Genomic DNA, 20,813 nt, shown 5'->3' on the forward strand with positions numbered 1-20,813 from the left:
CGCAGGTGGCTGCCCGGACACTCCGTAATCCGGAGCGTCCGGGCAGCCGCCGGGCCGCGCACAGTGCTTGCTTACGTCATACGGCGCTTGTTCGCCGTCGCCATGATGCTGGCGGTCGTCACACTGACGACCTTCGTCATCTTCTTCGTACTCCCGAAATGGGCGGGACAGGACATCGCGCTCCTGTTCATCGGCAAACAGACCGACCCGGCGGCCATCGAGGGTGTCCGCGAGAAGCTCGGTCTCGCCGACCCGGTCCTCGTACAGTTCTGGAACTTCGTCCAGGCGCTGTTCGTCGGCCGCGACTACTCCAGCGGCGTGGACATCACGCACTGCTCGGCCCCCTGCTTCGGCTACTCCTTCCGCACCGAGCAGGAGGTGTGGCCGCAGCTGACCGCGGCCATGCCCGTCACGCTCGGCCTCGCGGGCGGCGCGTGTCTGCTGTGGGTCACCGGCGGCGTCGCCACCGGTGTGCTCTCGGCGCTGCGGCGCGGCAGCCTGTGGGACCGCGCGGCGATGACCGTCGCGCTGGCCGGCGTCTCGCTGCCGATCTACTTCACCGGTCTGCTCACGCTGGCCGTCTTCACCTTCCAACTTGAGTGGCTCCCGAGCGAGTTCACCCCGTTCGGGGACGATCCGGCCATGTGGTTCCAGAGCATGGTGCTGCCGTGGATCACTCTCGCCTTCCTGTACGCCGCCATGTACGCCCGGCTCACCAGAGCGACCATGCTGGAGATCCTGGGCGAGGACTACATCCGTACCGCCCGCGCGAAGGGCCTCACGGAGAGGGTCGTCATCGGCAAGCACGCGATGCGCTCCACCTGGACGCCGGTGCTCACCCTGCTCGGCCTGGACCTCGGCGCCCTGCTCGGCGGCGCGATCCTGACCGAGACGACGTACAGCCTTCCGGGGCTCGGGCGTCTCGCGGTCGACGCGATCGCGCAGAAGGACCTGCCGATCATTCTCGGCGTCACACTGATCGCGGCGATCTTCATCTGTGTCGCCAACCTCCTCGTGGACATGCTCTACGCCGTCATCGACCCGCGAGTGAGGCTCGGATGACCAATCTCAACAAGCCCGGCACGCAGACCGGTTCCGACTCCGCGACCACCGGGACCGGCACCGCGAACATCCCGGCGCAGGCCCAGGTGGGCATCCCTCAGCAGGTCGGCTCGGCACCCTCGACGTCCTTCCTGGAAGTGCGCGACCTGCGCGTCCACTTCCCGACCGACGACGGCCTGGTGAAGTCCGTCGACGGGCTCAGCTTCAAGCTGGAGAAGGGGCAGACCCTCGGCATCGTGGGCGAGTCCGGCTCCGGCAAGTCGGTGACCTCGCTCGGCATCATGGGGCTGCACACCACCGGCCAGTACGGCCGCAGCAAGGCGCGCGTCACCGGCGAGATCTGGTTCGACGGACAGGAACTGCTGTCCGCCGACCCGGACGAGGTGCGCAAGCTCCGCGGCCGCGAGATGTCGATGATCTTCCAGGACCCACTGTCGGCCATGCACCCGTACTACACGGTCGGCAAGCAGATCATGGAGGCCTACCGGGTCCACCACAAGGTCGACAAGAAGGCCGCCCGCAAGCGCGCCATCGAAATGCTCGACCTGGTGGGCATCCCGCAGCCCGACAAGCGCGTCGACTCCTACCCGCACGAGTTCTCCGGCGGTATGCGCCAGCGCGCGATGATCGCGATGTCGCTGGTCAACAACCCCAACCTGCTGATCGCGGACGAGCCGACGACCGCCCTGGACGTCACCGTCCAGGCGCAGATCCTCGACCTGATCCGGGACCTGCAGAAGGAGTTCGGCTCCGCGGTCATCATGATCACGCACGACCTGGGTGTGGTGGCCGAGATGGCCGACCAGCTGCTGGTGATGTACGGCGGCCGGTGCGTCGAGCGCGGCGCGGCACAGGACGTGTTCTACCAGCCGCAGCACCCGTACACCTGGGGCCTGCTGGGCTCGATGCCGCGCATCGACCGCGAGCAGACGGAACGGCTGATCCCGGTCAAGGGCTCGCCGCCGTCGCTGATCAACATCCCGGACGGCTGCGCCTTCAACCCGCGCTGTCCGTACGCCGACGTGCCCAAGGACAACGTCACCCGGACCGTCCGGCCCGAGCTGCAGCTGGTCGACAGCGGCCACTACTCGGCCTGCCACCTCTCGGCCGAGCAGCGGACCCGGATCTGGACCGAAGAGATTGCGCCCAAGCTGTGAGCGATAACGACGTGAAGACGCAGGAGCAGCCGCCGGCCGGCGCCGCGCCCAAGGGCGAGCCGCTGCTCAAGGTCGAGAACCTGGTCAAGCACTTCCCCATCAAGTCGGGGCTGATGCAGCGCCAGACCGGCGCGGTCAAGGCCGTCGACGGCCTGTCCTTCGAGGTGTACCCGGGGGAGACCCTGGGCGTCGTCGGCGAGTCCGGCTGCGGCAAGTCGACCATGGGCCGGCTGATCACCCGCCTCCTCGAACCGACCGGCGGCAAGGTCGAGTTCGAGGGCAGCGACATCACCCACAAGTCGACGGCGCAGATGCGTCCGCACCGTCGCGATGTGCAGATGATCTTCCAGGACCCGTACTCCTCGCTGAACCCGCGCCACACGATCGGCACGATCGTCAGCGCGCCGTTCAAGCTCCAGGGCGTCAAGCCCGAGGGCGGGATCAAGAAGGAAGTGCAGCGGCTGATGTCGCTCGTGGGCCTCAACCCCGAGCACTACAACCGCTATCCGCACGAGTTCTCCGGCGGCCAGCGCCAGCGCATCGGCATTGCCCGCGCGCTCGCGCTCAGCCCCAAGCTGGTGGTCGCGGACGAGCCGGTCTCGGCTCTCGACGTGTCGATCCAGGCCCAGGTGGTCAACCTGCTGGACGACCTCCAGCAGGAGATGGGCCTGACGTACGTGATCATCGCGCACGACCTGTCGGTCATCCGGCACGTCTCGGACCGGATCGCGGTGATGTACCTCGGCAAGATCGTCGAGCTGGCGGACCGCGACTCGCTCTACCGGGCGCCGATGCACCCGTACACCAAGGCGCTGATGTCGGCGGTGCCGGTGCCCGATCCCAAGCGCCGTGGCGTCAAGAGCGAGCGCATCCTGCTCAAGGGCGACGTGCCGTCGCCGATCTCGCCGCCGAGCGGCTGCCGGTTCCACACCCGGTGCTGGAAGGCGACCGAGGTCTGCAAGACCACCGAGCCGCCGCTGCTGGAACTGAAGCCCGGTCAGCAGGTGGCCTGCCACCACCCGGAGAACGCCGCGGACCAGGTGGTGGGCGAGAAGGTGCTGGCCGAGGCGAAGGAAGCGATCAAGGTCGTGGATGTCGCCAAGGACGCCTGAGGCTGCGTCAGTGCACGCCTGACATTGCGTCAAAGATGTCTGCTGCGAGGTGACTTGAGTGGGTCCGTGCGTCCGGCCATTTCCGGACGTACGGGTTCCCACCAGCCGGTAGGGCACGACTTCGTAAAGTCATGTACATGTCGGGTGCTTCCGGCGGTGGGAGAGTGCAGAGTCGGCGCGTCTGCTTCACAGAGCAACGCGTTCGAAGGGAAGACTCATGGCACTCTCCCGTTCGGCACGTCTGGCGGCCCTCCGGCTGACAGCCCTCGCCACCGCGACCCTCTCGCTGGCGCTGGTGGCCGCCTCGCCCGGCCCGCGACCCGGCGCCGTAGGCATCGACGACCCGTACTTCCCGAGCCTGGGCAACGGCGGGTTCGACATCAAGCACTACGGGCTCGACCTCGACTACAACCCCGATACCGACGTCCTGAACGCCCGCGCGGAGATATCCGCCCGTGCCGAGAAGGACCTCTCCAGCTTCTACCTCGACCTCCAGAAGCTGACCGTCACCTCGATCGAGGTGAACGGCAGAGCGGCGCAGTTCACCCGCACCGGCGACGACATCAGGATCAAGCCCCGGCACGCGCTCGCCAAGGGCCGCACCTTCACCGTCGAGGTCAAGTACAACGGCATCCCCGAACCGCTGGGCGGGCCGATCGTCTTCGGATCCGACTACGGCTGGATGAAGACAGGCGACGGTGTCTTCGTCGCCTGCGAGCCGAACGCCGCCTCCACCTGGTTCCCGGGCAGCGACCACCCCTCCGACAAGGCCACCTTCGACATCCGCATCAAGGCCCCCAAGGGCCTCACCGGTGTATCCAACGGCCGTCTGGTCTCCACCCGCACGACGGGCGGCAAGACGGTCGCCCACTGGCGCACCGACAAGCCGATGGCGACCTATCTGGCCACCGCGACCATCGGCAAGTTCGACGTGAGGACCGGGCGCACCCCCGGCGGCATACCGATCTACGTCGCCATCGACCCGGTTCTGAAGAACAGCAACAACGTCGATGTGTACGGCGTCACCGCCGAGGTCACCGACTACTGGTCCAAGCTCTTCGGGAAGTACCCCTTCGAGGAGACCGGCGCGATCGTCGACGACATGCCGCAGGCCGGATTCTCCCTGGAGACCCAGACCAAGCCGGTCTACTCGGCGGTCCGCAGCGAGTCGACCATCGCCCACGAGCTGGCCCACCAGTGGTTCGGCGACTCGGTCTCGCCCGAGGAGTGGGACGACATCTGGCTCAACGAGGGCTTCGCCACCTACAGCCAGTGGCTGTGGGAGGAGCACAAGGGCCGCAACACCGCGGCTGCCCTGATGCGGGCCGGCTACAACGCCCGTCCCGCGGACGCGCCGTTCTGGCAGACGGTGGTCGGCGACCCGCAGCGCGACACCATGTTCGCCTCCGCCGTCTACCAGCGCGGGGCGATGACGCTCCAGATGCTGCGCGAGCGGATCGGCGACAAGGCCTTCTTCAAGCTGCTGCGGGTCTGGGTCGCCGACTACAAGTACGAGAACGCGGAGACCAGCGAGTTCATCAAGTACGCGGAGCGGATCTCCGGACAGCAGTTGGACGACCTGTTCAAGACCTGGCTGTTCACGAAGGGCAAGCCCGCGCTGTAGGCGTCCGCATTCTGTGGCGGGATTCCGTGGCGGGCGTATGGCGTGTGCGTGACGGGCGCGCTGTACGCCCGTTCGGTGCCCGGCCGTGAGTAACAATGTCGGGTGCTTCAGGAAATCTTCAACCCCTCCGTCCAACATGTGCTCGACCTCGTCGGGATCTTCGTCTTCGCGATCTCCGGTGCGCTGCTCGCGGTGCGGAAGAACTTCGACGTCTTCGGCATGGCGGTGCTGGCGGAGGTCACCGCGCTGGGCGGAGGGCTGTTCCGCGACCTCATCATCGGGGCGGTGCCGCCGGCCGCGTTCAGCGACCTCGGGTACTTCACCACTCCGCTGATCGCGACCGTGCTGGTCTTCTTCCTCCATCCGGAGGTCGAGCGGATCCAGCTCGGGGTCAACGTCTTCGACGCGGCGGGGCTGGGTCTCTTCTGCGTGACGGGCACGACGAAGGCGTACGACTACGGGCTGGGGCTGACGGCGTCGGCCACGCTGGGGCTGGCGTCGGCGGTGGGCGGGGGAGTGCTGCGGGACGTGCTCGCGAACGAGGTGCCCTCGCTGCTGCGCTGGGACCGGGACCTCTACGCCGTACCGGCGATCGTGGGGGCGGCGATGGTGGCACTGTGCATCCGGTTCGAGGTGCTGAATCCGGTCACCAGCTCCCTGGCGGTGCTGACGGCGCTGTCGCTGCGGTTGCTGGCGTTGAAGTACCACTGGCGGGCGCCGCGGGCCTGGCACCGGTCTTCGGTGAAGGCGGAGGAGCCGGATCAGGTGGGGTGAGGGGGCCAGGCTCCGGCGGGGTGAGGGGCCGGATCAGGCGGGGTGAGGGGCCCGGCTCCGGTGGAGTCGTACCCGGTCGCTCAAAAAGCTACCGCTCAGTAACGACTCGCGTGTAGCGTGCCGCGTATGGCACAGATATCCACCGGGTCCCTCGGGGACAGTGAGTTCGACCGGGACACCACCGTCCTCCTCCGTGAGCCCGGCGTCTACGACGTTCAGCTGGCCGCGGGCTGGACCATCATCAACGCGCTCAACGGCGGCTACCTCCTCGCCGTCATCGGCCGCGCTCTCTCCGACGCGCTGCCGCACCCGGACCCCTTCACGGTCTCCGCGCACTACTTCTCGCCGTCGCAGCCGGGGCCGGCAGTGATCCGGACGGAGCTGGTCCGCTCGGGGCGCACCCTCTCGTCCGGCCAGGCGTCGCTGCTCCAGGTGGACGAGGAGGGGCGGGAGGTCGAGCGGATCCGGGTGCTTGCCTCGTACGGTGATCTGGACGCGCTCTCCGACGACGTACGGACGACGGCCAAGCCGCCCGCGATTCCGCCGCTGGAGCACTGCCTCGGGGCAGCGGACGGGCCTGCTCCCAAGATCCCCGGGAGTAACGCCATCACCGAGCGGCTCGACCTCAGGCTCGACCCGGCGACGGTCGGCTGGGCGGTCGGGGCGCCCTCCGGCAAGGGGGAGATGCGGGCCTGGTTCGGGCTGGCGGACGGCCGCGACGCCGACCCGCTGTCGCTGCTGCTGACGGTCGACGCCCTGCCTCCGACCAGCTTCGAGCTGGGGCTGAAGGGGTGGACGCCGACCGTCGAGCTGACGACTCACATCCGCTGCCGGCCCGCACCCGGGCCGCTCCGGGTCTCCATCGTCACCCGCAATCTGGCGGGCGGCTTCCTGGAGGAGGACGCGGAGGTCTGGGACAGCGCGGACCGACTGGTGGCCCAGTCGCGGCAGCTGGCACGGGCTCCGCGCCAGTAGCAGGCAGGCTGGGGGCGGTTTTCGCAGGGCGCGGGTCAGCGGCGGCGGCCGCGGCTCGCGTTCCAGTTGGAGCCGATACCCGCCACGTGCAGGGCGAGGAAGGCGAGGCCGAGCAGCATCAGGCTGGTCGGCATGAAGATCCGGTTGGCCGTGATCTCGGCCGCGTTGATGATGAACGCGATGATGAAGAGTGCGGCACCGACGATTGCCAGCATCTCAAGTCCCCTTCCAAGCCTGCTGGTTGACCCCTTACGGAATCCTTATGCAGCGAGTGCCCCGGCTTCGGGTGCTCATGCGGGCGGGTGGCCAGGTGCTGCCGGAAGCGGGTGGGGAACGGGTGCGGGCCGGTGCCGGGAGCGTGGGCCCGCAGCCCCGGGCCCGGTCCTCCTCGTACAATCACCCCACCATGGCTTACCTCGACCACGCCGCGACCACGCCCATGCTGCCGGAGGCGGTCGAGGCGATGACCGCCCAGCTGACCGCGACCGGCAACGCGTCCTCCCTGCACGCCGCCGGCCGGCGGGCCCGACGTACCGTCGAAGAGGCGCGGGAGGCCTTCGCCGAGTCGCTGGGCGCACGCCCCAGCGAGGTCGTCTTCACGGCCGGCGGCACCGAGGCCGACAACCTCGCCGTCAAGGGCCTGTACTGGGCCCGCCGGGACGCCGACCCGCGCCGCAGGCGGGTGCTTGCCAGCCCGGTCGAGCACCATGCGGTGCTGGACGCGGTCGACTGGCTGGCCGCCCACGAAGGTGCGAACGTCGAGTACCTCGATGTGGACGCCTACGGGCGGGTCCACCCGGAGACGCTGCGGGCGGCCCTGGGACGTAACCCGCACGACGTCGCCCTGGTGACCGTGATGTGGGCGAACAACGAGATCGGCACCGTCATGCCGGTGCGTGAACTCGCCGACGTGGCAGCCGAGTTCGGGGTGCCGATGCATGCGGACGCGGTGCAGGCCTACGGGCAGCTGGAGGTCGATTTCGCGGCCTCGGGGCTGGCGGCGATGACCGTCTCCGGGCACAAGGTGGGCGGGCCCTACGGAATCGGGGCGCTGCTGCTCGGCAGGGAGTACACGCCGGTGCCGGTGCTGCACGGCGGCGGGCAGGAGCGGCATGTGCGTTCCGGCACGCTGGACGTGCCCGCGATCGCCTCCTTCGCGGTGGCGGGGGTGCTGGCCGACGAGCGGCGTGAGGACTTCGTCCGGGACATCGGCGCTCTGCGCGACGATCTGGTGAAGGCGGTACGGGCGGCCGTGCCCGATGCGATCCTCGGCGGTGACCCGGCCCCCGGCGGGCGGCTGCCCGCCAACGCGCACTTCACCTTCCCCGGCTGCGAGGGGGATTCGCTGCTGCTCCTGCTCGACGCCCAGGGCATCGAGTGCTCCACCGGGTCCGCCTGCACCGCCGGGGTGGCCCAGCCCAGCCACGTACTTCTCGCCACCGGAACCGACCCGGACCTGGCGCGCGGCACCCTGCGCTTCACCTTCGGACACACCTCCACGGCGGCGGACGTGGTGGCCGTCGCCACCGCGATCGGCCCCGCGGTGGAGCGGGCCCGTACGGCGGGACTGAGCTGATCCCCGGGGCGCTGCGAGGGCCGGAACTGACTCAGGAGCCAGCGGGTGGGCCCCGCTCCGGCACGAAAGCGGAGGGTCACTCTGTTTTGTGTAACGCTGGTCACGCTCAACCCTGGGGGCCCACAATCGCTCTTTATACTTGTGGCCTCTGAAGTCCCTCAGATGTCAGGTAAGTCCGCGCCGCGCGTTTGGGCCGCACGACGACCCATGGAGTACACGTTGAAGGCGACCCTCCGTTCCCGCATCACCGCGCGGATCGGGCGCATGTATCTGGCCAGGATCCAGAAGCACGGAATCAGCTCATCGCTGCTGAACCGGCTTCCGGAGAACCTGCTCCTGCCCATGCGCCGCGACGGCCTGGACCCGGTGGCCAAGCTGTCCGCCCGGATGGAACAGTCCCCGATCTACCAGGTGCCGCTGCCCTTCGGCATGGACGCCTGGGTGGTCACGGGGTACGACGAGGTGAAGGCGGTCCTCGGCTCCACCGACGGGTTCAGCAGCGACTTCACCAACCTCGCGGGGAACGCGGGCGTCGTCGCCGAGCACAACCCGGGCGGCCTCGGCTTCGCGGACCCGCCGGTCCACACGCATCTGCGCCGCATCCTGACCCCCGAATTCACCATGCGCCGTCTGCGCCGGCTCACGCCGCGCATCGAGGCGCTGGTCGAGGAGCAGCTCGACGCGATGGAGGCGGCGGGCGCGAACGGTGCGCCGGTCGACCTGGTGAAGGACTTCGCGCTGCCGATACCCTCCCTCACCATCTGTGAGCTGCTCGGCGTTCCTTACGAGGACCGGCACGACTTCCAGCAGCTGGCGATGGAGCGGTTCGACCTGTTCTCCGGGGCGACCGCGCCGTTCGGGGCCATGTCGGAGTCGTTGTCGTACTTCCGCGACGTGGTGAAGAAGCAGCGGGAGAACCCGGGCGACGGCCTGATCGGCATGATCATCCGGGATCACGGTGACACCGTCGGCGACGAGGAGCTGGCCGGTCTCGCTGACGGGGTCCTGACCGGGGGATTCGAGACCACCGCGAGCATGCTGGCCCTCGGGTCGTTGCTGCTGCTGCAGAACGAGAAGGCCTTCGCGCGGCTGCGGGACGACGACGAGGCGGCGGCGCCCTTCGTGGAGGAGGCGCTGCGGTATCTGACCGTGGTGCAGGTGGCGTTTCCCCGGTTCGCCCGGGAGGACATCGAGATAGCCGGTGCGCGGATTCCCAAGGGGGATCTGGTGCTGTGCTCGCTGGCCGGGGGCAACCGGGATGTGTCGTACACACCGGACAAGGGTGGGTTTGATCCGGATCGCAAGGCTTCGGGGCACTTGGCCTTCGGGTACGGGATTCACCGGTGCATCGGGGCGGAACTGGCGCGGATGGAGCTGCGGGCGGCGTATCCGGCTCTGGTGAGGCGTTTTCCGGAGATGAAGTTGGCGGTCCGCCCCGAGGACCTGGACTTCCGCAAGCTTTCTATCGTGTACGGGGTGGACTCGCTGCCGGTGCATCTGCGCTGATCGGAGCGGGGGCCGGACCGGCGCCCGGGTGGCGCACCGCCCCGCCGCGGCCTTCAGGGGCTGCTGAGCCCGCTCGGCCGTACCCGCCCGGCCGTGCCCCGTCGTCGGGCCCCGTCAAGGACGGTGCGCCCGGTCAGCCGCGGGCGCGGGCACCGCTCCGGCCGGCCTCCCGGACCAGCCGCAGATAGTGGTCCCAGTCCCAGTGGGGACCCGGGTCCGTGTGGTCCGTGCCGGGGATTTCGACGTGGCCGACGATGTGTTCGCGGTCGATGGGGATCTTGTAGCGGGCGCAGATTCCCGCGGCCAGGCGGGCCGATGAGCGGTACATGACCTCGGTCAGGGTGCCCTTGCGGTGGGCGTACGCCTCGTGCTCGATACCGATGCTGCGCTCGTTGAAGCTGCGGTTTCCCGCGTGGTAGGCCACATCCAGCTCCCTGGCCATCTGCGTCACCTCGCCGTCCTTGGCGCGGATCACATAGTGCGCGGCGGCGGCGTGCAGGGGGTCGCGGAAGACCCGTATCGCCGTGTCGTAACTGCCCTCGGTGGTATGGATCACGATCCGGTCGATGGTGTAGTCGTCCGGCCGGTCGGCGGTCCGCAGATTGCCCGCCGAGGCCGCCACCCAGTGCGCCCCGGGCTGGTCCACCGCGCCGTCGGTGCGCTGCTTGTCGACGCCAGGGACCTTCCACCACAGCCGGGACGCCTCGTCCCCCCACACCACGGCGGCGCCGGTCACCACCAGCCCCGTACCGATCAGGAACCCACGTCTGCTGGGCTTCTTCGCTGCTTGCTTCTTCTCGGGCGTACCCACTGCCAGATCCCCTGTCCCCGTCCGTGACCACGTAACGCTTGGGAGTCCCGGGAAGGTTCCGACTACTCTGGATGAGCTATGACCGATACCCCGCGCTCCGAAGCCCCGCGCCCCCTCCGCGTCCTCGCCGCCATGTCCGGCGGGGTCGACTCCGCCGTCGCCGCAGCCCGAGCCGTCGAGGCCGGACACGACGTCACCGGTGTCCACCTCGCGCTCTCCGCCAATCCCCAGTCCTTCAGGACCGGGGCCCGCGGTTGTTGCACCATCGAGGACTCCCGGGACGCGCGCAGGGCCGCGGACGTCATCGGCATCCCCTTCTACGTGTGGGACCTCGCCGAGCGTTTCCGTGAGGACGTCGTCGACGACTTCGTCGCCGAGTACGAGGCCGGGCGGACGCCCAATCCCTGCCTGCGCTGCAACGAGAAGATCAAGTTCGCCGCACTCCTCGACAAGGCCCTCGCGCTGGGCTTCGACGCCGTCTGCACCGGGCACTACGCGACCGTCGTGGTGAACGAGGACGGCTCGCGCGAACTCCACCGCGCCTCCGACATGGCCAAGGACCAGAGCTACGTCCTGGGCGTCCTCGACGAGAAGCAGCTCGCGCACGCGATGTTCCCGCTCGGCGACACCCTCACCACCAAGGACGAGATCCGCGCCGAGGCCGAGCGCCGCGACCTGGCCGTCGCCAAGAAGCCCGACAGCCACGACATCTGCTTCATCGCCGACGGAGACACCCAGGGCTTCCTCGCCTCCCGCCTCGGCGGCAAGGCCGAGGGCGACATCCTCGACGAGGAGGGCGCCAAGCTCGGCACCCACGACGGCGCCTTCGGCTTCACCATCGGCCAGCGCAAGGGCCTGCGGATCGGCCACCCCGCCCCCGACGGCAAGCCCCGCTACGTCCTCGACATCTCGCCGGTCAACAACACGGTCACGGTCGGCCCGGTCGAAGCACTGGACGTCACCGCCCTCACCGCCATCCGCCCCCGCTGGTGCGGCTCCGAGGCGGCCGCCCCCGGCACGTACACCGCCCAGCTCCGCGCCCACGGCGGCGAGAGCGAAGTCCACGCCGAGGTCGTCGACGGCGAACTCCGCGTCACCTTCACCGGGGAGCCGATGCGCGGCGTCGCCCCCGGCCAGGCGATCGTGCTGTACGACGGCACGCGGGTGGTGGGGTCGGCGACGATCGCGACGACCTCGCGGACGGCGGCGTCCTCCGTCAGCGGCTGAGTCCGCGGGATCCGGCCCGGGCCGGCCTTCCGGAATCCGGCACAGGTTCACTGACAGAGGTTGTCAGTGAACCTGTCCTAGCGTCCGGCCCATGGACAACAGCACCGGCTTCAGCTTCCTCAAGGGCACCTACGACGTCGTCAACCGTTGGCGCAAGGACTTCCTCGACCCCGCCGACGGCGACGACCGGTGGGAGGAGTTCCCGGGACGCGTCCGCGCCTCCACGCACTTCGACGGCCGGGCCAGCTTCGACGAGATCCGGTTCCCGACGAAGGGCTTCGCCGGAATGACCCTGCGGCTGTACGAGCCCGGCACCGACACCTGGTCCCTGTACTGGGCGAACAAGCGCACCGGCACCCTCCTCCCGCCGGTGTCGGGACGCTTCGGGCCCGACGGCACGGGGCTCTTCCACGGGGACGACGAGCACGACGGGCGCAAGGTGAAGGTCCGCTACGTCTGGTCGGAGATCACCGCGGACACCGCCCACTGGGAACAGGCCTTCTCCGTGGACGACGGCCACACCTGGATCACCAACTGGCACATGTACTTCACCCGCTGACCGGCACCTCTGCTCCCGCCGTGACCGGCCCCTCTGCTCCCGCCGTGACCGGCCCCTCTGCTCCCACCGTGACCAGCACGTACGTCACCCGTTGAAGAACTCCCGCAGCACCGGCGCCAGTTGCCTGGGATCCACGTCGTGCGTCTGCCCCGGCAGCGTGCGGGCCCGTCCGTCCGGCACCGCCGCCGCGGTCAGCCGGGCCGCGTCCCGCATCAGCGGGGGGCTGGCGCCGCCGTCCACCACCAGTACCGGCTGGGTCAGCAGGGCCAGCCGGGCGGTGGGGACCGTCCCGTCGCCCATGATCGCGTCGTCGTGGGCGAGGGTCGGCGCGAGGGACTCGAAGGAGCGCCAGACCGGAGCCTGCTTCATCTGCCCGATGAACTCGCGGGGCATCCCGACGACCGAGAGGAACAGCTCGACCGCGTCACCCCGGCGGCCCTCGGCGAGGGCGGTGGTCAGGCTCCGGGTGTACGCCGCCTTCTCCGCCACGGTGTCCTCGCGGACCGTGAACGGGGGCTCGTAGACCGCGAGCCGGGGCGCCGCGAGACCGGCCGCCGCCGCGCGCAGCACCAGTGCGCCGCCCGAGGACATCCCGTACAGGAAGGCGCTCCCGCCGACCTCCTCGATCAGCGCCGCCAGGTCCTCCACCTCGCGGGCGACCGCATAGGGGGCGGTGTCGCCGCTGGCGCCGCGTCCCCTGCGGTCGTACGTGACGACGTCGAAGTCCTCGACCAGGAGTCCGGCGAGCGGCTCCTCGGCCGTACCCGTGCTGAAGGCGCCGCCGACCAGGATCAGCGGAGGGCCCTCGCCGCTGCGCTCGTAGGCGAGAGGGGTGCCGTCGCGCGAAATCACTTTGCTCATACCGACTTGGACTGCGGGGGCGTACGGAACTCATCGGTCGGCGCGGGAAGTGAAGGGAAGTTTTTTCGCGGAGTTCACCGGCGGGCGCCCGGCGTAGGTTGGGTGTCATGAACATCTGTGTCTTTCTCTCCGCCGCCGACCTCGACGAGCGCTACACCCGGCCCGCCCGGGAGTTCGCCGAACTCCTCGGAAAGGGCGGTCACACGCTGGTCTGGGGCGGCTCGGACGTGGGCCTGATGAAGGTCGTGGCGGACGGCGTGGAGGCGGCCGGCGGCAGGCTCGTCGGAGTGTCCGTGGACTTTCTGCACACCAAGGCACGGGCGAAGGCCGACGAGATGGTGATCGCGAAGGACCTCGCCGAGCGGAAGGCGCTGCTGCTCGGGAAGTCCGACGCGGTGGTGATCATGGTCGGTGGTACCGGGACGCTCGACGAGGCGACCGAGATCCTGGAGCTGAAGAAGCACGGGCTGACCGAGAAGCCGGTGGTGCTGCTCAACACGGATGGTTTCTACGACGGGCTCAAGCAGCAGTTCCAGCGGATGGAGGCCGAGGGCTTCCTGCCGATTCCGCTCACTGACCTGGTCTTCTTCGCGGAGGACGGGGTGGCGGCGCTGGCGTACCTGGAGGAGTCCGCCGGAGTCAGGTAGCGGCGCCGGACGGTGCGAACATGGGGCACATGGCTACTCATGTGATCACCGGGGCGGGCTCGGGCATCGGCTCCGCCGTCGCCCGCCGTCTGCACGCACGCGGGGACGAGGTCGTCCTGCTGGCACGCGACGCGGGCCGCGCCAAGGAACTGGCTGCCCGGCTGCCCGGCGCCCGCACTCTCGTCGGCGACCTCTCCAACCCGGACCGGCTGTCCTGGGCGCTCGGCCAGCAGGCGATGCCCGAGCGGGTGGACACCCTGCTGCACATCGCGGGTGTCGTGGACCTCGGCAGGATCGGCGAGCTGGGAGTACGGGCCTGGCACAGTCAGCTCAACGCCAACCTCATCGCCCCCGCCGAGCTCACCCGGCTCTTCCTGCCCCAGCTCCGGCTGGACAAGGGACATGTGGTGTTCGTGAACTCGGGGGCCGGTCTCGCCGCGCACGCCGAGTGGGGTGCGTACGCCGCCAGCAAGCACGGTCTGAAGGCGCTCGCCGACTCGCTGCGTCACGAGGAGCATGGAAACGGAGTGCGGGTGACCTCGGTCTACCCCGGCCGCACCGCCAGCCCCATGCAGGAGAAGGTGCACTCGCAGGAGGGCAAGGAGTACGACCCCGCGAAGTTCATCGACCCCGAATCGGTCGCCACGACGCTCGTGATGGCACTCGACCTGCCGCGCGACGCCGAGGTCAACGACCTGACGGTGCGGCCCGGACGATGAGCGAGCAGGAGAGCACCCCGAAGTGGTGGGGCCCGGCCACCGGCGTCGGCTCCATGCCCGGCGACGACGCACGCGAGACCGCCAAGACCGTGGTCGGCTCCTTCGAGGACTTCCCGTACCTCGCGGAGCTGCCCGCGCGCGGACCCGGCGCCGACATGATCGGCCGGAGTGCCGGAATGCTCGCCGAGATGTACGTCCATCTGGAGCCCAGCGGCTGGCGGTTCAGCGACCGCCCCGGCCGCGACACCCGGCGGGCCCGCTCCTGGCTGGGCGAGGACCTGGACGCCCTGGAGGAGTTCACCCAGGGGTACACCGGACCGCTCAAGGTGCAGGCCGTCGGCCCGTGGACGCTCGCCTCGGCGCTCGAACTGCGGGGTGGCGAGGCGGCCGTCGGAGACCCCGGCGCCTGCCGCGACCTGACGGCCTCGCTGGCCGAGGGGCTGCGGGAGCACCTCGCGGACGTACGGCGACGGGTGCCCGGCGCCCAGGTGGTGCTCCAGCTCGACGAGCCCTCGCTGATCGCCGTACTGCGCGGACAGATCAAGTCGGCCAGCGGCTACCGCACCTACCGGGCCGCCGACCGGCAGGTCGTCGAGGGAGCGCTGCGCGAGGTGATGGCCGTGCACGACGGGCCGACCGTGGTGCACTCCTGCGCCCCCGACGTACCGATCGCACTGCTGCGCAGGACCGGCGCGGCCGGGATCTCACTGGACTTCACGTTGCTCACCGAGCGTGACGACGACGAGATCGGTGAGGCCGTCGAAGGCGGCACCAAGCTCTTCGCGGGCGTCGTGCCGAGCGTGTCAGGCCCATTGTCAGACCCGGGGGGTAGCGTCATGGGTGTCAGGTCGTTGTGGCGCAGGCTGGGGCTGAATCCCGGACTTCTGTACGAGTCCGTGGTGGTCACCCCGACATGCGGGCTGGCGGGGGCTTCCCCGGCACACGCCCGTGCGGCGCTCGCCCACGCCGGCCGGGCAGCACGGTCGCTCGCGGACAACCCTGAGTGACGGTGCGGGAGAATCTTGGACGGGGCACAGGGCCCCGGCAGGACAACGGGAGGACATGACGGTGGCTGGCGAACAGCACGCAGCGGTACCCGCGGAGGCACGGGAGAAGCACGCGCGGCTCGCTGAGCAGATCGAGGAGCATCGCTTCCGGTACTACGTCAAGGACCAACCGGTCGTCAGCGACGGCGACTTCGACAAGCTGCTGCGATCCCTTGAGGCGCTGGAGGAGGAGTACTCCGAGCTGCGTACGCCGGACTCGCCGACCCAGAAGGTCGCCGGGGCGTACGAGACGGAGTTCACCGCCGTCGCGCACCGCGAGCGGATGCTCTCGCTGGACAACGCCTTCGACAACGAGGAGCTGGCGGCCTGGGCGGAGCGCCTCGCGGGCGAGCTCAGCGGCATCGACTACCACCTGCTGTGCGAGCTCAAGGTGGACGGACTCGCCGTCAACCTGACGTACGAGAACGGGCGGCTGACCCGGGCCGCCACCCGCGGCGACGGGCGCACCGGCGAGGACATCACGCCCAATGTGCGGACCATCTCCGAGATCCCGGACCGGCTGACGGGGGACAGCATCCCGGCCCTGGTGGAGATCCGCGGCGAGGTCTACTTCCCGATGGAGGAGTTCGGCGAGCTGAACGCCCGGCTGGTGGAGGCCGGCGACAAGCCCTTCGCCAACCCGCGCAACGCGGCGGCCGGTTCGCTGCGCCAGAAGGACCCCCGGGTCACCGCGAGCCGCCCGTTGCGGATGGTGGTGCACGGCATCGGCGCCCGCGAGGGCTTCGACATCGCCCGGCTGTCCCAGGCGTACGACCTGCTCAAGGAGTGGGGCCTGCCGACCGCCAAGCAGAACCGGGTGGTCGAAACCCTGGACGGCGTACGGGAGTTCATCGCTTACATCGGCAAGAACCGGCACTCCGTCGTCGAGCACGAGATCGACGGTGTGGTGGTCAAGCTCGACGAGATCCCGCTCCAGGGAAGGCTGGGCTCGACCTCGCGGGCGCCGCGCTGGGCGATCGCCTGGAAGTTCGCGCCCGAGGAGGTCAACTCCAAGCTGGTCAACATCCGGGTCGGCGTCGGCCGGACCGGGCGGATCACTCCGTACGCCCAGGTCGAGCCGGTCACGGTGGCCGGGTCCGAGGTCGAATTCGCGACACTTCACAACCAGGAGGTGGTGAAGAAGAAGGGCGTGCTGATCGGCGACACCGTGGTGCTGCGGAAGGCCGGGGACGTCATCCCGGAGATCCTCGGCCCGGTCGTCGACCTGCGGGACGGCAGCGAGCGGGAGTTCGTGATGCCGGCCGAGTGCCCCGAGTGCGGGACGCCGCTGCGTCCCATGAAGGAGGGCGACATCGATCTGCGCTGCCCCAACGCGCAGACCTGCCCCGCCCAGCTGCGCGAGCGGCTCTTCTACCTCGGCAGCCGCAAGAGCCTCGACATCGAGAACTTCGGTTACGTCGCCGCCACCGCGCTCACCAGGCCGCTGGAGCCCGCCGAGCCGCCGCTGCTCGACGAGGGTGACCTGTTCGACCTCACCATCGAGCAGTTGCTGCCCATCAAGTCCTATGTCCTGGACTCCGATTCGGGTCTGCCCAAGGTGGACCCGAAGACCGGCGAGGACAAGGTCGTCACCGTCTTCGCCAACCAGGACGGCGAACCGCGCAAGAACGCCCTGGCGATGCTGGAGAACATCAGGTCCGCCAAGGAGATGCCGTTGGCCCGGGTCCTCACGGGGCTCTCCATCCGGCACGTCGGGCCGGTCGCCGCCGAGGCGCTGGCCCGCGAGTTCCGGTCCATCGAAAAGATGGAACAGGCCACCGAGGAGGAGCTGGCCGGGGTCGACGGCGTCGGCGGGATCATCGCCGCCTCGCTCAAGGAATGGTTCGCCGTCGACTGGCACCAGGAGATCCTCCGCAAGTGGCGGGCCGCCGGGGTCCGGATGGAGGAGGAGGGCGCCGACGAGGATCAGGGGCCGCGCCCGCTGGAGGGCCTGACCGTGGTCGTCACCGGCACGCTGGAGAACCACACCCGGGATGGCGCAAAAGAGTCGCTCCAGAATCTCGGAGCGAAAGTGACCGGTTCCGTTTCGAAGAAGACCTCCTTCGTGGTGGTCGGGGACAGCCCGGGTTCGAAGTACGAAAAGGCGATGCAGTTGAAGGTGCCGGTGCTCAACGAGGACGGCTTCGGGGTGCTGCTCGCAGAAGGGCCGGAAGCCGCACGTGAAGCGGCGGTTCCGGTGGAGCAGTAGGGGGAAGAACAGCGGCCGAAGGGCCACCCGTTCGGCGCATACCAGACGTCGGCGGGTGGTCGGGTCGCATTCGGGCAACAGCGGTAGACCGCTGCCCGGGAGAGCCTGCTGCGGCCTACTGTTGGGATGTGCGCCTGTCGTGCACGACTGGGGAACCGCTTTCACCCCTGTGATGTCTGCTTCTGCGAGGGACGTCCGGGGCGGGGGAAGCGGGCTCGGCCGTGATGGCATGACAACGGGGCCATCTCGCGTGACACGGGCACCGCCGGCTGTGAGAGGGACGGAATGAAACCGACCGAGAGTGCCGATCCGGCCTCACGGCTGCGTGGTCGGGCAGGACTGGCCGGTCTGGCCGGCCGTCTGGGACTGGCCGGGCTGTTCGGCAGCCGGGCCGGGGACACCGGACAGCCGGCGCCCCGGCCCGCCCCCGCCCAGCCGTCCCAGCACCCCCAGCCGCCCGGCGCCGACGAGACGGGCAGCGGCCGGTCCGCCGCCCGAGCGTCGTATCCGGCACCCGCCCCGTATCCCGCCCACCGCCCCTATCCGGCCGGAAACCAGTACGCACCTGGCACCGCGTACGGAGCGGGCGCCGCGTACGCGGCACCGTATGCGGCGGACACCTCGTACCCTTCGGGTACCCCGTACCCGCCCGGCACCCCGTACCCGACCGGCACCTACGCGTCCGGCGCCCCGTTCCCCGTGCCCGGTACGCGGCCGTCGTCGCCGGCGACCGGACACGGAGCCGCCTGGGCCCGGCTCTGGGTGCCGCTGGTGCCCGCCGCGCTGACCGCGCTGGCCGCCGTGGTCCTCGTCGGCGGCATCGTGCAGAGTCTCGCGGCCCATCGCGCACTGTTCCCCGGCGGCACCGCCGGCTGGTCCCTGGCCGCACTGACCGGCATCATCGTCGGCCATCTCGTCGCGCTCGGCAGAGACAGGTGGTGGGGCGGCACGGGATCGGGGGCGGCGCTCACCCTCGCCGTCCTGCTGCTGTACGGATGGGTTCCGGCCGGGCTGGTCAGCCTGGCCGTTGTCGTGCTGGTCGGCACCGCCCGCAGAAAGCGCTGGCGCCAGGGCGTGCTGCACGGCTCCGTCGACATCCTCGGTATCGCGTTCGCCGCCCTGGTGCTGAGCGTCTTCGGCGAGGTGCCCACGGTGGAGCAGCCCTGGCAGCCGGCCGGCTGGGACTGGCAGGCGCTGCCCGAGGTGGTACTCGCAGCAGTGACGTATTTGCTGCTCACCCGGCTGCTGCTGTGGCTGGTCCAGATCCCGCAGGCCGGTGGGAAGCTGCCGTCCGTCGCCCGGACTGCCCTGGTGCGCCAGGGACTTGTGGCCGGTGCGCTGCTCGGGATCGCCCCGCTGATCTGTGTGGTCGCGGTCTCGCTGCCGGTACTGCTGCCGCTGTTCGCCGTGCCGCTGATCGCCCTGGACTCAACGCTCTGGATAGCCAGGGCGCGGGCCGAGGAGCAGCTCAGGGACCCGCTGACCGGGCTGCCCAACCGGCAGTGGCTGCTGGAGCGCGCCCGGCCCGCACTGGAGGAGGCCGAGTCGCTGGGGTCGCGGGCGGCGCTGGTGCTGATCGACATGGACCGGTTCCGGTCGGTGAACGACACTCTCGGCCATCTCGCCGGCGACCGGCTGCTGTTGCAGATAGCCGACCGGTTGCGGATGGCACTGCCCAAGGGGGCGGAGGCGGCCAGGCTGGGCGGCGACGAGTTCGCCGTACTGCTGCCGAGGATCGAGTCGACGACGAGCGCGCAGCGGATCGCACGTCACCTGGTGGCCGAGCTGGGGTCACCGCTGGATCTGGACGGGCTGTCGCTGGTCCTGGAGGCCAGTGCGGGAGTGGCGGTCTTCCCCGATCACGCGCTGGACGCGGAGGGGCTGCTGCGGCGGGCCGACGTGGCGATGTACCAGGCCAAGCGGGACCGCAGCGGGGTCGAGGTGTACGAGTCGAAGCGGGACTCCAACACCCCGGACCGACTGGGGCTGTTGGGGGATCTGCGGCGGGCGCTGGACGCCGGTGAGGTCGAACTCCACTACCAGCCGAAGGTGCGCTTCGACGGGCAGGTCGCCGGTCTGGAGGCGCTGGTGCGATGGGTGCATCCGGAGCGCGGGCGGGTCCCTCCGGACGAGTTCATCGCGATCGCGGAGTCCTCGGGGCTGATGCCCCATCTGACGGAGTACGTGCTGGAGACGGCGCTGGCGCAGGTCGCGCGGTGGCGGAAGCAGGGGCTGTACGTGCCGGTGGCGGTGAATGTGTCGCCGCGCGATGTGCACACGCCGGGGTTCGCCGGAGCGGTGGCGGCGCGACTGGCGCGGCACGGGGTTCCCGCCGGGTCGTTGCAGCTGGAGATAACCGAGCATGTGCTGCTGGAGGACCCGCAGCGGGCGGCGGACACGCTGGCCGGGCTGACCGGGCACGGGGTCAAGATGTCGCTGGACGACTTCGGGACGGGGTACTCGTCGCTGGTGCACCTGCGGCGGCTGCCGGTGAGTGAGCTGAAGATCGACCGGTCGTTCGTGGCGCGGCTGGCGGTGGATACGGAGGACGCGGAGATCGTGCGGTGCACGATCGATCTCGCTCATTCGCTGAATCTGCTGGTGGTGGCGGAGGGCGTCGAGGACGACGAGACGTGGGAGCGGTTGCGGGATCTGGGGTGTGACGCGGTGCAGGGGTGGCTGGTGGCGGCGGCGATGCCTCCGGAGGAGGCGACGGCGTGGTTGCTGGCGCGGGGGTCTCGGGGGTGGCAGCGGCCGGCGGAGCTGGCGGCGGCGGCGGTGGCGGCGGCGCTGGAGGGCGGGGGAAGTTCGGCGGGGGCGGGGGAGGAGTAGGGGGGTACGGGGGTGGGGTGGCCGGGGTGGGTGGGGTGCGACTCCGTCGGGGGCCGCCCCCTTGCCCGCCCTTCCCCAAGCTCTCGACTCCGTTCGAGCAGGGGAGGCCCCACTCG

At 70.0% G+C, this 20,813-nt stretch carries 18 protein-coding genes; 15 read left to right on the forward strand and 3 right to left on the reverse strand.

From position 1 onward, the window contains the following. Window positions 1-63 precede the first annotated feature (63 nt). The 6 genes from ACIA73_RS21025 (at window position 64) to ACIA73_RS21050 (ending at window position 6,704) form a co-directional block, all read left to right on the forward strand. Window positions 64-1,062, forward strand: coding sequence for an ABC transporter permease (locus ACIA73_RS21025; protein ID WP_399440151.1), 999 nt, complete (start codon window positions 64-66; stop codon window positions 1,060-1,062). Next, window positions 1,059-2,219 carry an ABC transporter ATP-binding protein gene (locus tag ACIA73_RS21030; RefSeq protein WP_399440152.1) on the forward strand — a complete coding sequence of 387 codons (1,161 nt, stop codon included), beginning with the start codon at window positions 1,059-1,061 and terminating at the stop codon, window positions 2,217-2,219. The genes ACIA73_RS21025 and ACIA73_RS21030 overlap by 4 nt, the downstream gene beginning before the upstream one ends. Next, a complete protein-coding gene (locus tag ACIA73_RS21035) occupies window positions 2,216-3,331 on the forward strand; it encodes an ABC transporter ATP-binding protein (RefSeq protein WP_399440153.1) in 1,116 nt (371 codons plus the stop codon). The genes ACIA73_RS21030 and ACIA73_RS21035 overlap by 4 nt, the downstream gene beginning before the upstream one ends. A gap of 217 nt (window positions 3,332-3,548) precedes the next feature. Continuing rightward, complete coding sequence (locus ACIA73_RS21040) at window positions 3,549-4,955, forward strand: M1 family metallopeptidase (protein ID WP_399440154.1); 1,407 nt, start codon at window positions 3,549-3,551, stop codon at window positions 4,953-4,955. Window positions 4,956-5,057: 102 nt separating this feature from the next. Further along, complete coding sequence (locus ACIA73_RS21045; protein WP_399440155.1) at window positions 5,058-5,729, forward strand: trimeric intracellular cation channel family protein; 672 nt, start codon at window positions 5,058-5,060, stop codon at window positions 5,727-5,729. A 126-nt stretch (window positions 5,730-5,855) separates the two neighbouring features. Continuing rightward, entirely contained in the window at window positions 5,856-6,704 is an 849-nt protein-coding gene (locus ACIA73_RS21050) for a thioesterase family protein (protein WP_399440156.1), read from the forward strand. A gap of 35 nt (window positions 6,705-6,739) precedes the next feature. On the opposite strand, the gene ACIA73_RS21055 is transcribed toward ACIA73_RS21050, so the two are convergent. Further along, window positions 6,740-6,919 (reverse strand): hypothetical protein, encoded by a 180-nt coding sequence (locus ACIA73_RS21055; RefSeq protein ID WP_399440157.1) that lies wholly within the window; start codon window positions 6,917-6,919, stop codon window positions 6,740-6,742. A gap of 191 nt (window positions 6,920-7,110) precedes the next feature. Between ACIA73_RS21055 and ACIA73_RS21060 the strand changes: the two genes are divergently transcribed. Next, window positions 7,111-8,280 carry a cysteine desulfurase family protein gene (locus ACIA73_RS21060; RefSeq protein ID WP_399440158.1) on the forward strand — a complete coding sequence of 390 codons (1,170 nt, stop codon included), beginning with the start codon at window positions 7,111-7,113 and terminating at the stop codon, window positions 8,278-8,280. A 264-nt stretch (window positions 8,281-8,544) separates the two neighbouring features. Further along, window positions 8,545-9,786: a cytochrome P450 gene (locus ACIA73_RS21065; protein ID WP_399440370.1), complete on the forward strand. Its 1,242-nt coding sequence runs from the start codon at window positions 8,545-8,547 to the stop codon at window positions 9,784-9,786. A gap of 133 nt (window positions 9,787-9,919) precedes the next feature. Here ACIA73_RS21065 and ACIA73_RS21070 read toward each other — a convergent pair whose 3' ends face one another. Next, window positions 9,920-10,597 (reverse strand): N-acetylmuramoyl-L-alanine amidase, encoded by a 678-nt coding sequence (locus ACIA73_RS21070; RefSeq protein ID WP_399440159.1) that lies wholly within the window; start codon window positions 10,595-10,597, stop codon window positions 9,920-9,922. 78 nt (window positions 10,598-10,675) lie between these two features. On the opposite strand from ACIA73_RS21070, the gene mnmA reads away from it, so the two are divergent. Next, window positions 10,676-11,824 carry a tRNA 2-thiouridine(34) synthase MnmA gene (gene mnmA / locus ACIA73_RS21075; protein ID WP_399440160.1) on the forward strand — a complete coding sequence of 383 codons (1,149 nt, stop codon included), beginning with the start codon at window positions 10,676-10,678 and terminating at the stop codon, window positions 11,822-11,824. A gap of 91 nt (window positions 11,825-11,915) precedes the next feature. Next, a complete protein-coding gene (locus tag ACIA73_RS21080) occupies window positions 11,916-12,383 on the forward strand; it encodes a hypothetical protein (RefSeq protein ID WP_399440161.1) in 468 nt (155 codons plus the stop codon). Window positions 12,384-12,467: 84 nt separating this feature from the next. On the opposite strand, the gene ACIA73_RS21085 is transcribed toward ACIA73_RS21080, so the two are convergent. Next, complete coding sequence (locus ACIA73_RS21085; protein ID WP_399440162.1) at window positions 12,468-13,244, reverse strand: alpha/beta fold hydrolase; 777 nt, start codon at window positions 13,242-13,244, stop codon at window positions 12,468-12,470. Window positions 13,245-13,351: 107 nt separating this feature from the next. Between ACIA73_RS21085 and ACIA73_RS21090 the strand changes: the two genes are divergently transcribed. From ACIA73_RS21090 to ACIA73_RS21110, 5 genes are all read left to right on the forward strand, one after another. Continuing rightward, window positions 13,352-13,891 carry a TIGR00730 family Rossman fold protein gene (locus tag ACIA73_RS21090; RefSeq protein WP_399440163.1) on the forward strand — a complete coding sequence of 180 codons (540 nt, stop codon included), beginning with the start codon at window positions 13,352-13,354 and terminating at the stop codon, window positions 13,889-13,891. Window positions 13,892-13,920: 29 nt separating this feature from the next. Beyond that, window positions 13,921-14,610 (forward strand): SDR family oxidoreductase, encoded by a 690-nt coding sequence (locus ACIA73_RS21095; protein ID WP_399440164.1) that lies wholly within the window; start codon window positions 13,921-13,923, stop codon window positions 14,608-14,610. Continuing rightward, window positions 14,607-15,617, forward strand: a complete 1,011-nt coding sequence (locus tag ACIA73_RS21100) for a methionine synthase (protein ID WP_399440165.1) — start codon at window positions 14,607-14,609, stop codon at window positions 15,615-15,617. Before ACIA73_RS21095 ends, ACIA73_RS21100 begins: the two co-directional genes overlap by 4 nt. A 55-nt stretch (window positions 15,618-15,672) precedes the next feature. Continuing rightward, complete coding sequence (ligA, locus tag ACIA73_RS21105; RefSeq protein WP_399440166.1) at window positions 15,673-17,865, forward strand: NAD-dependent DNA ligase LigA; 2,193 nt, start codon at window positions 15,673-15,675, stop codon at window positions 17,863-17,865. Between the two features lie 285 nt (window positions 17,866-18,150). Continuing rightward, window positions 18,151-20,697, forward strand: a complete 2,547-nt coding sequence (locus ACIA73_RS21110; RefSeq protein WP_399440167.1) for a putative bifunctional diguanylate cyclase/phosphodiesterase — start codon at window positions 18,151-18,153, stop codon at window positions 20,695-20,697. Window positions 20,698-20,813 lie beyond the last annotated feature (116 nt).

The sequence above is a fragment of the Streptomyces sp. NPDC051561 genome, assembly GCF_044454195.1.
GTDB lineage: Bacteria > Actinomycetota > Actinomycetes > Streptomycetales > Streptomycetaceae > Streptomyces.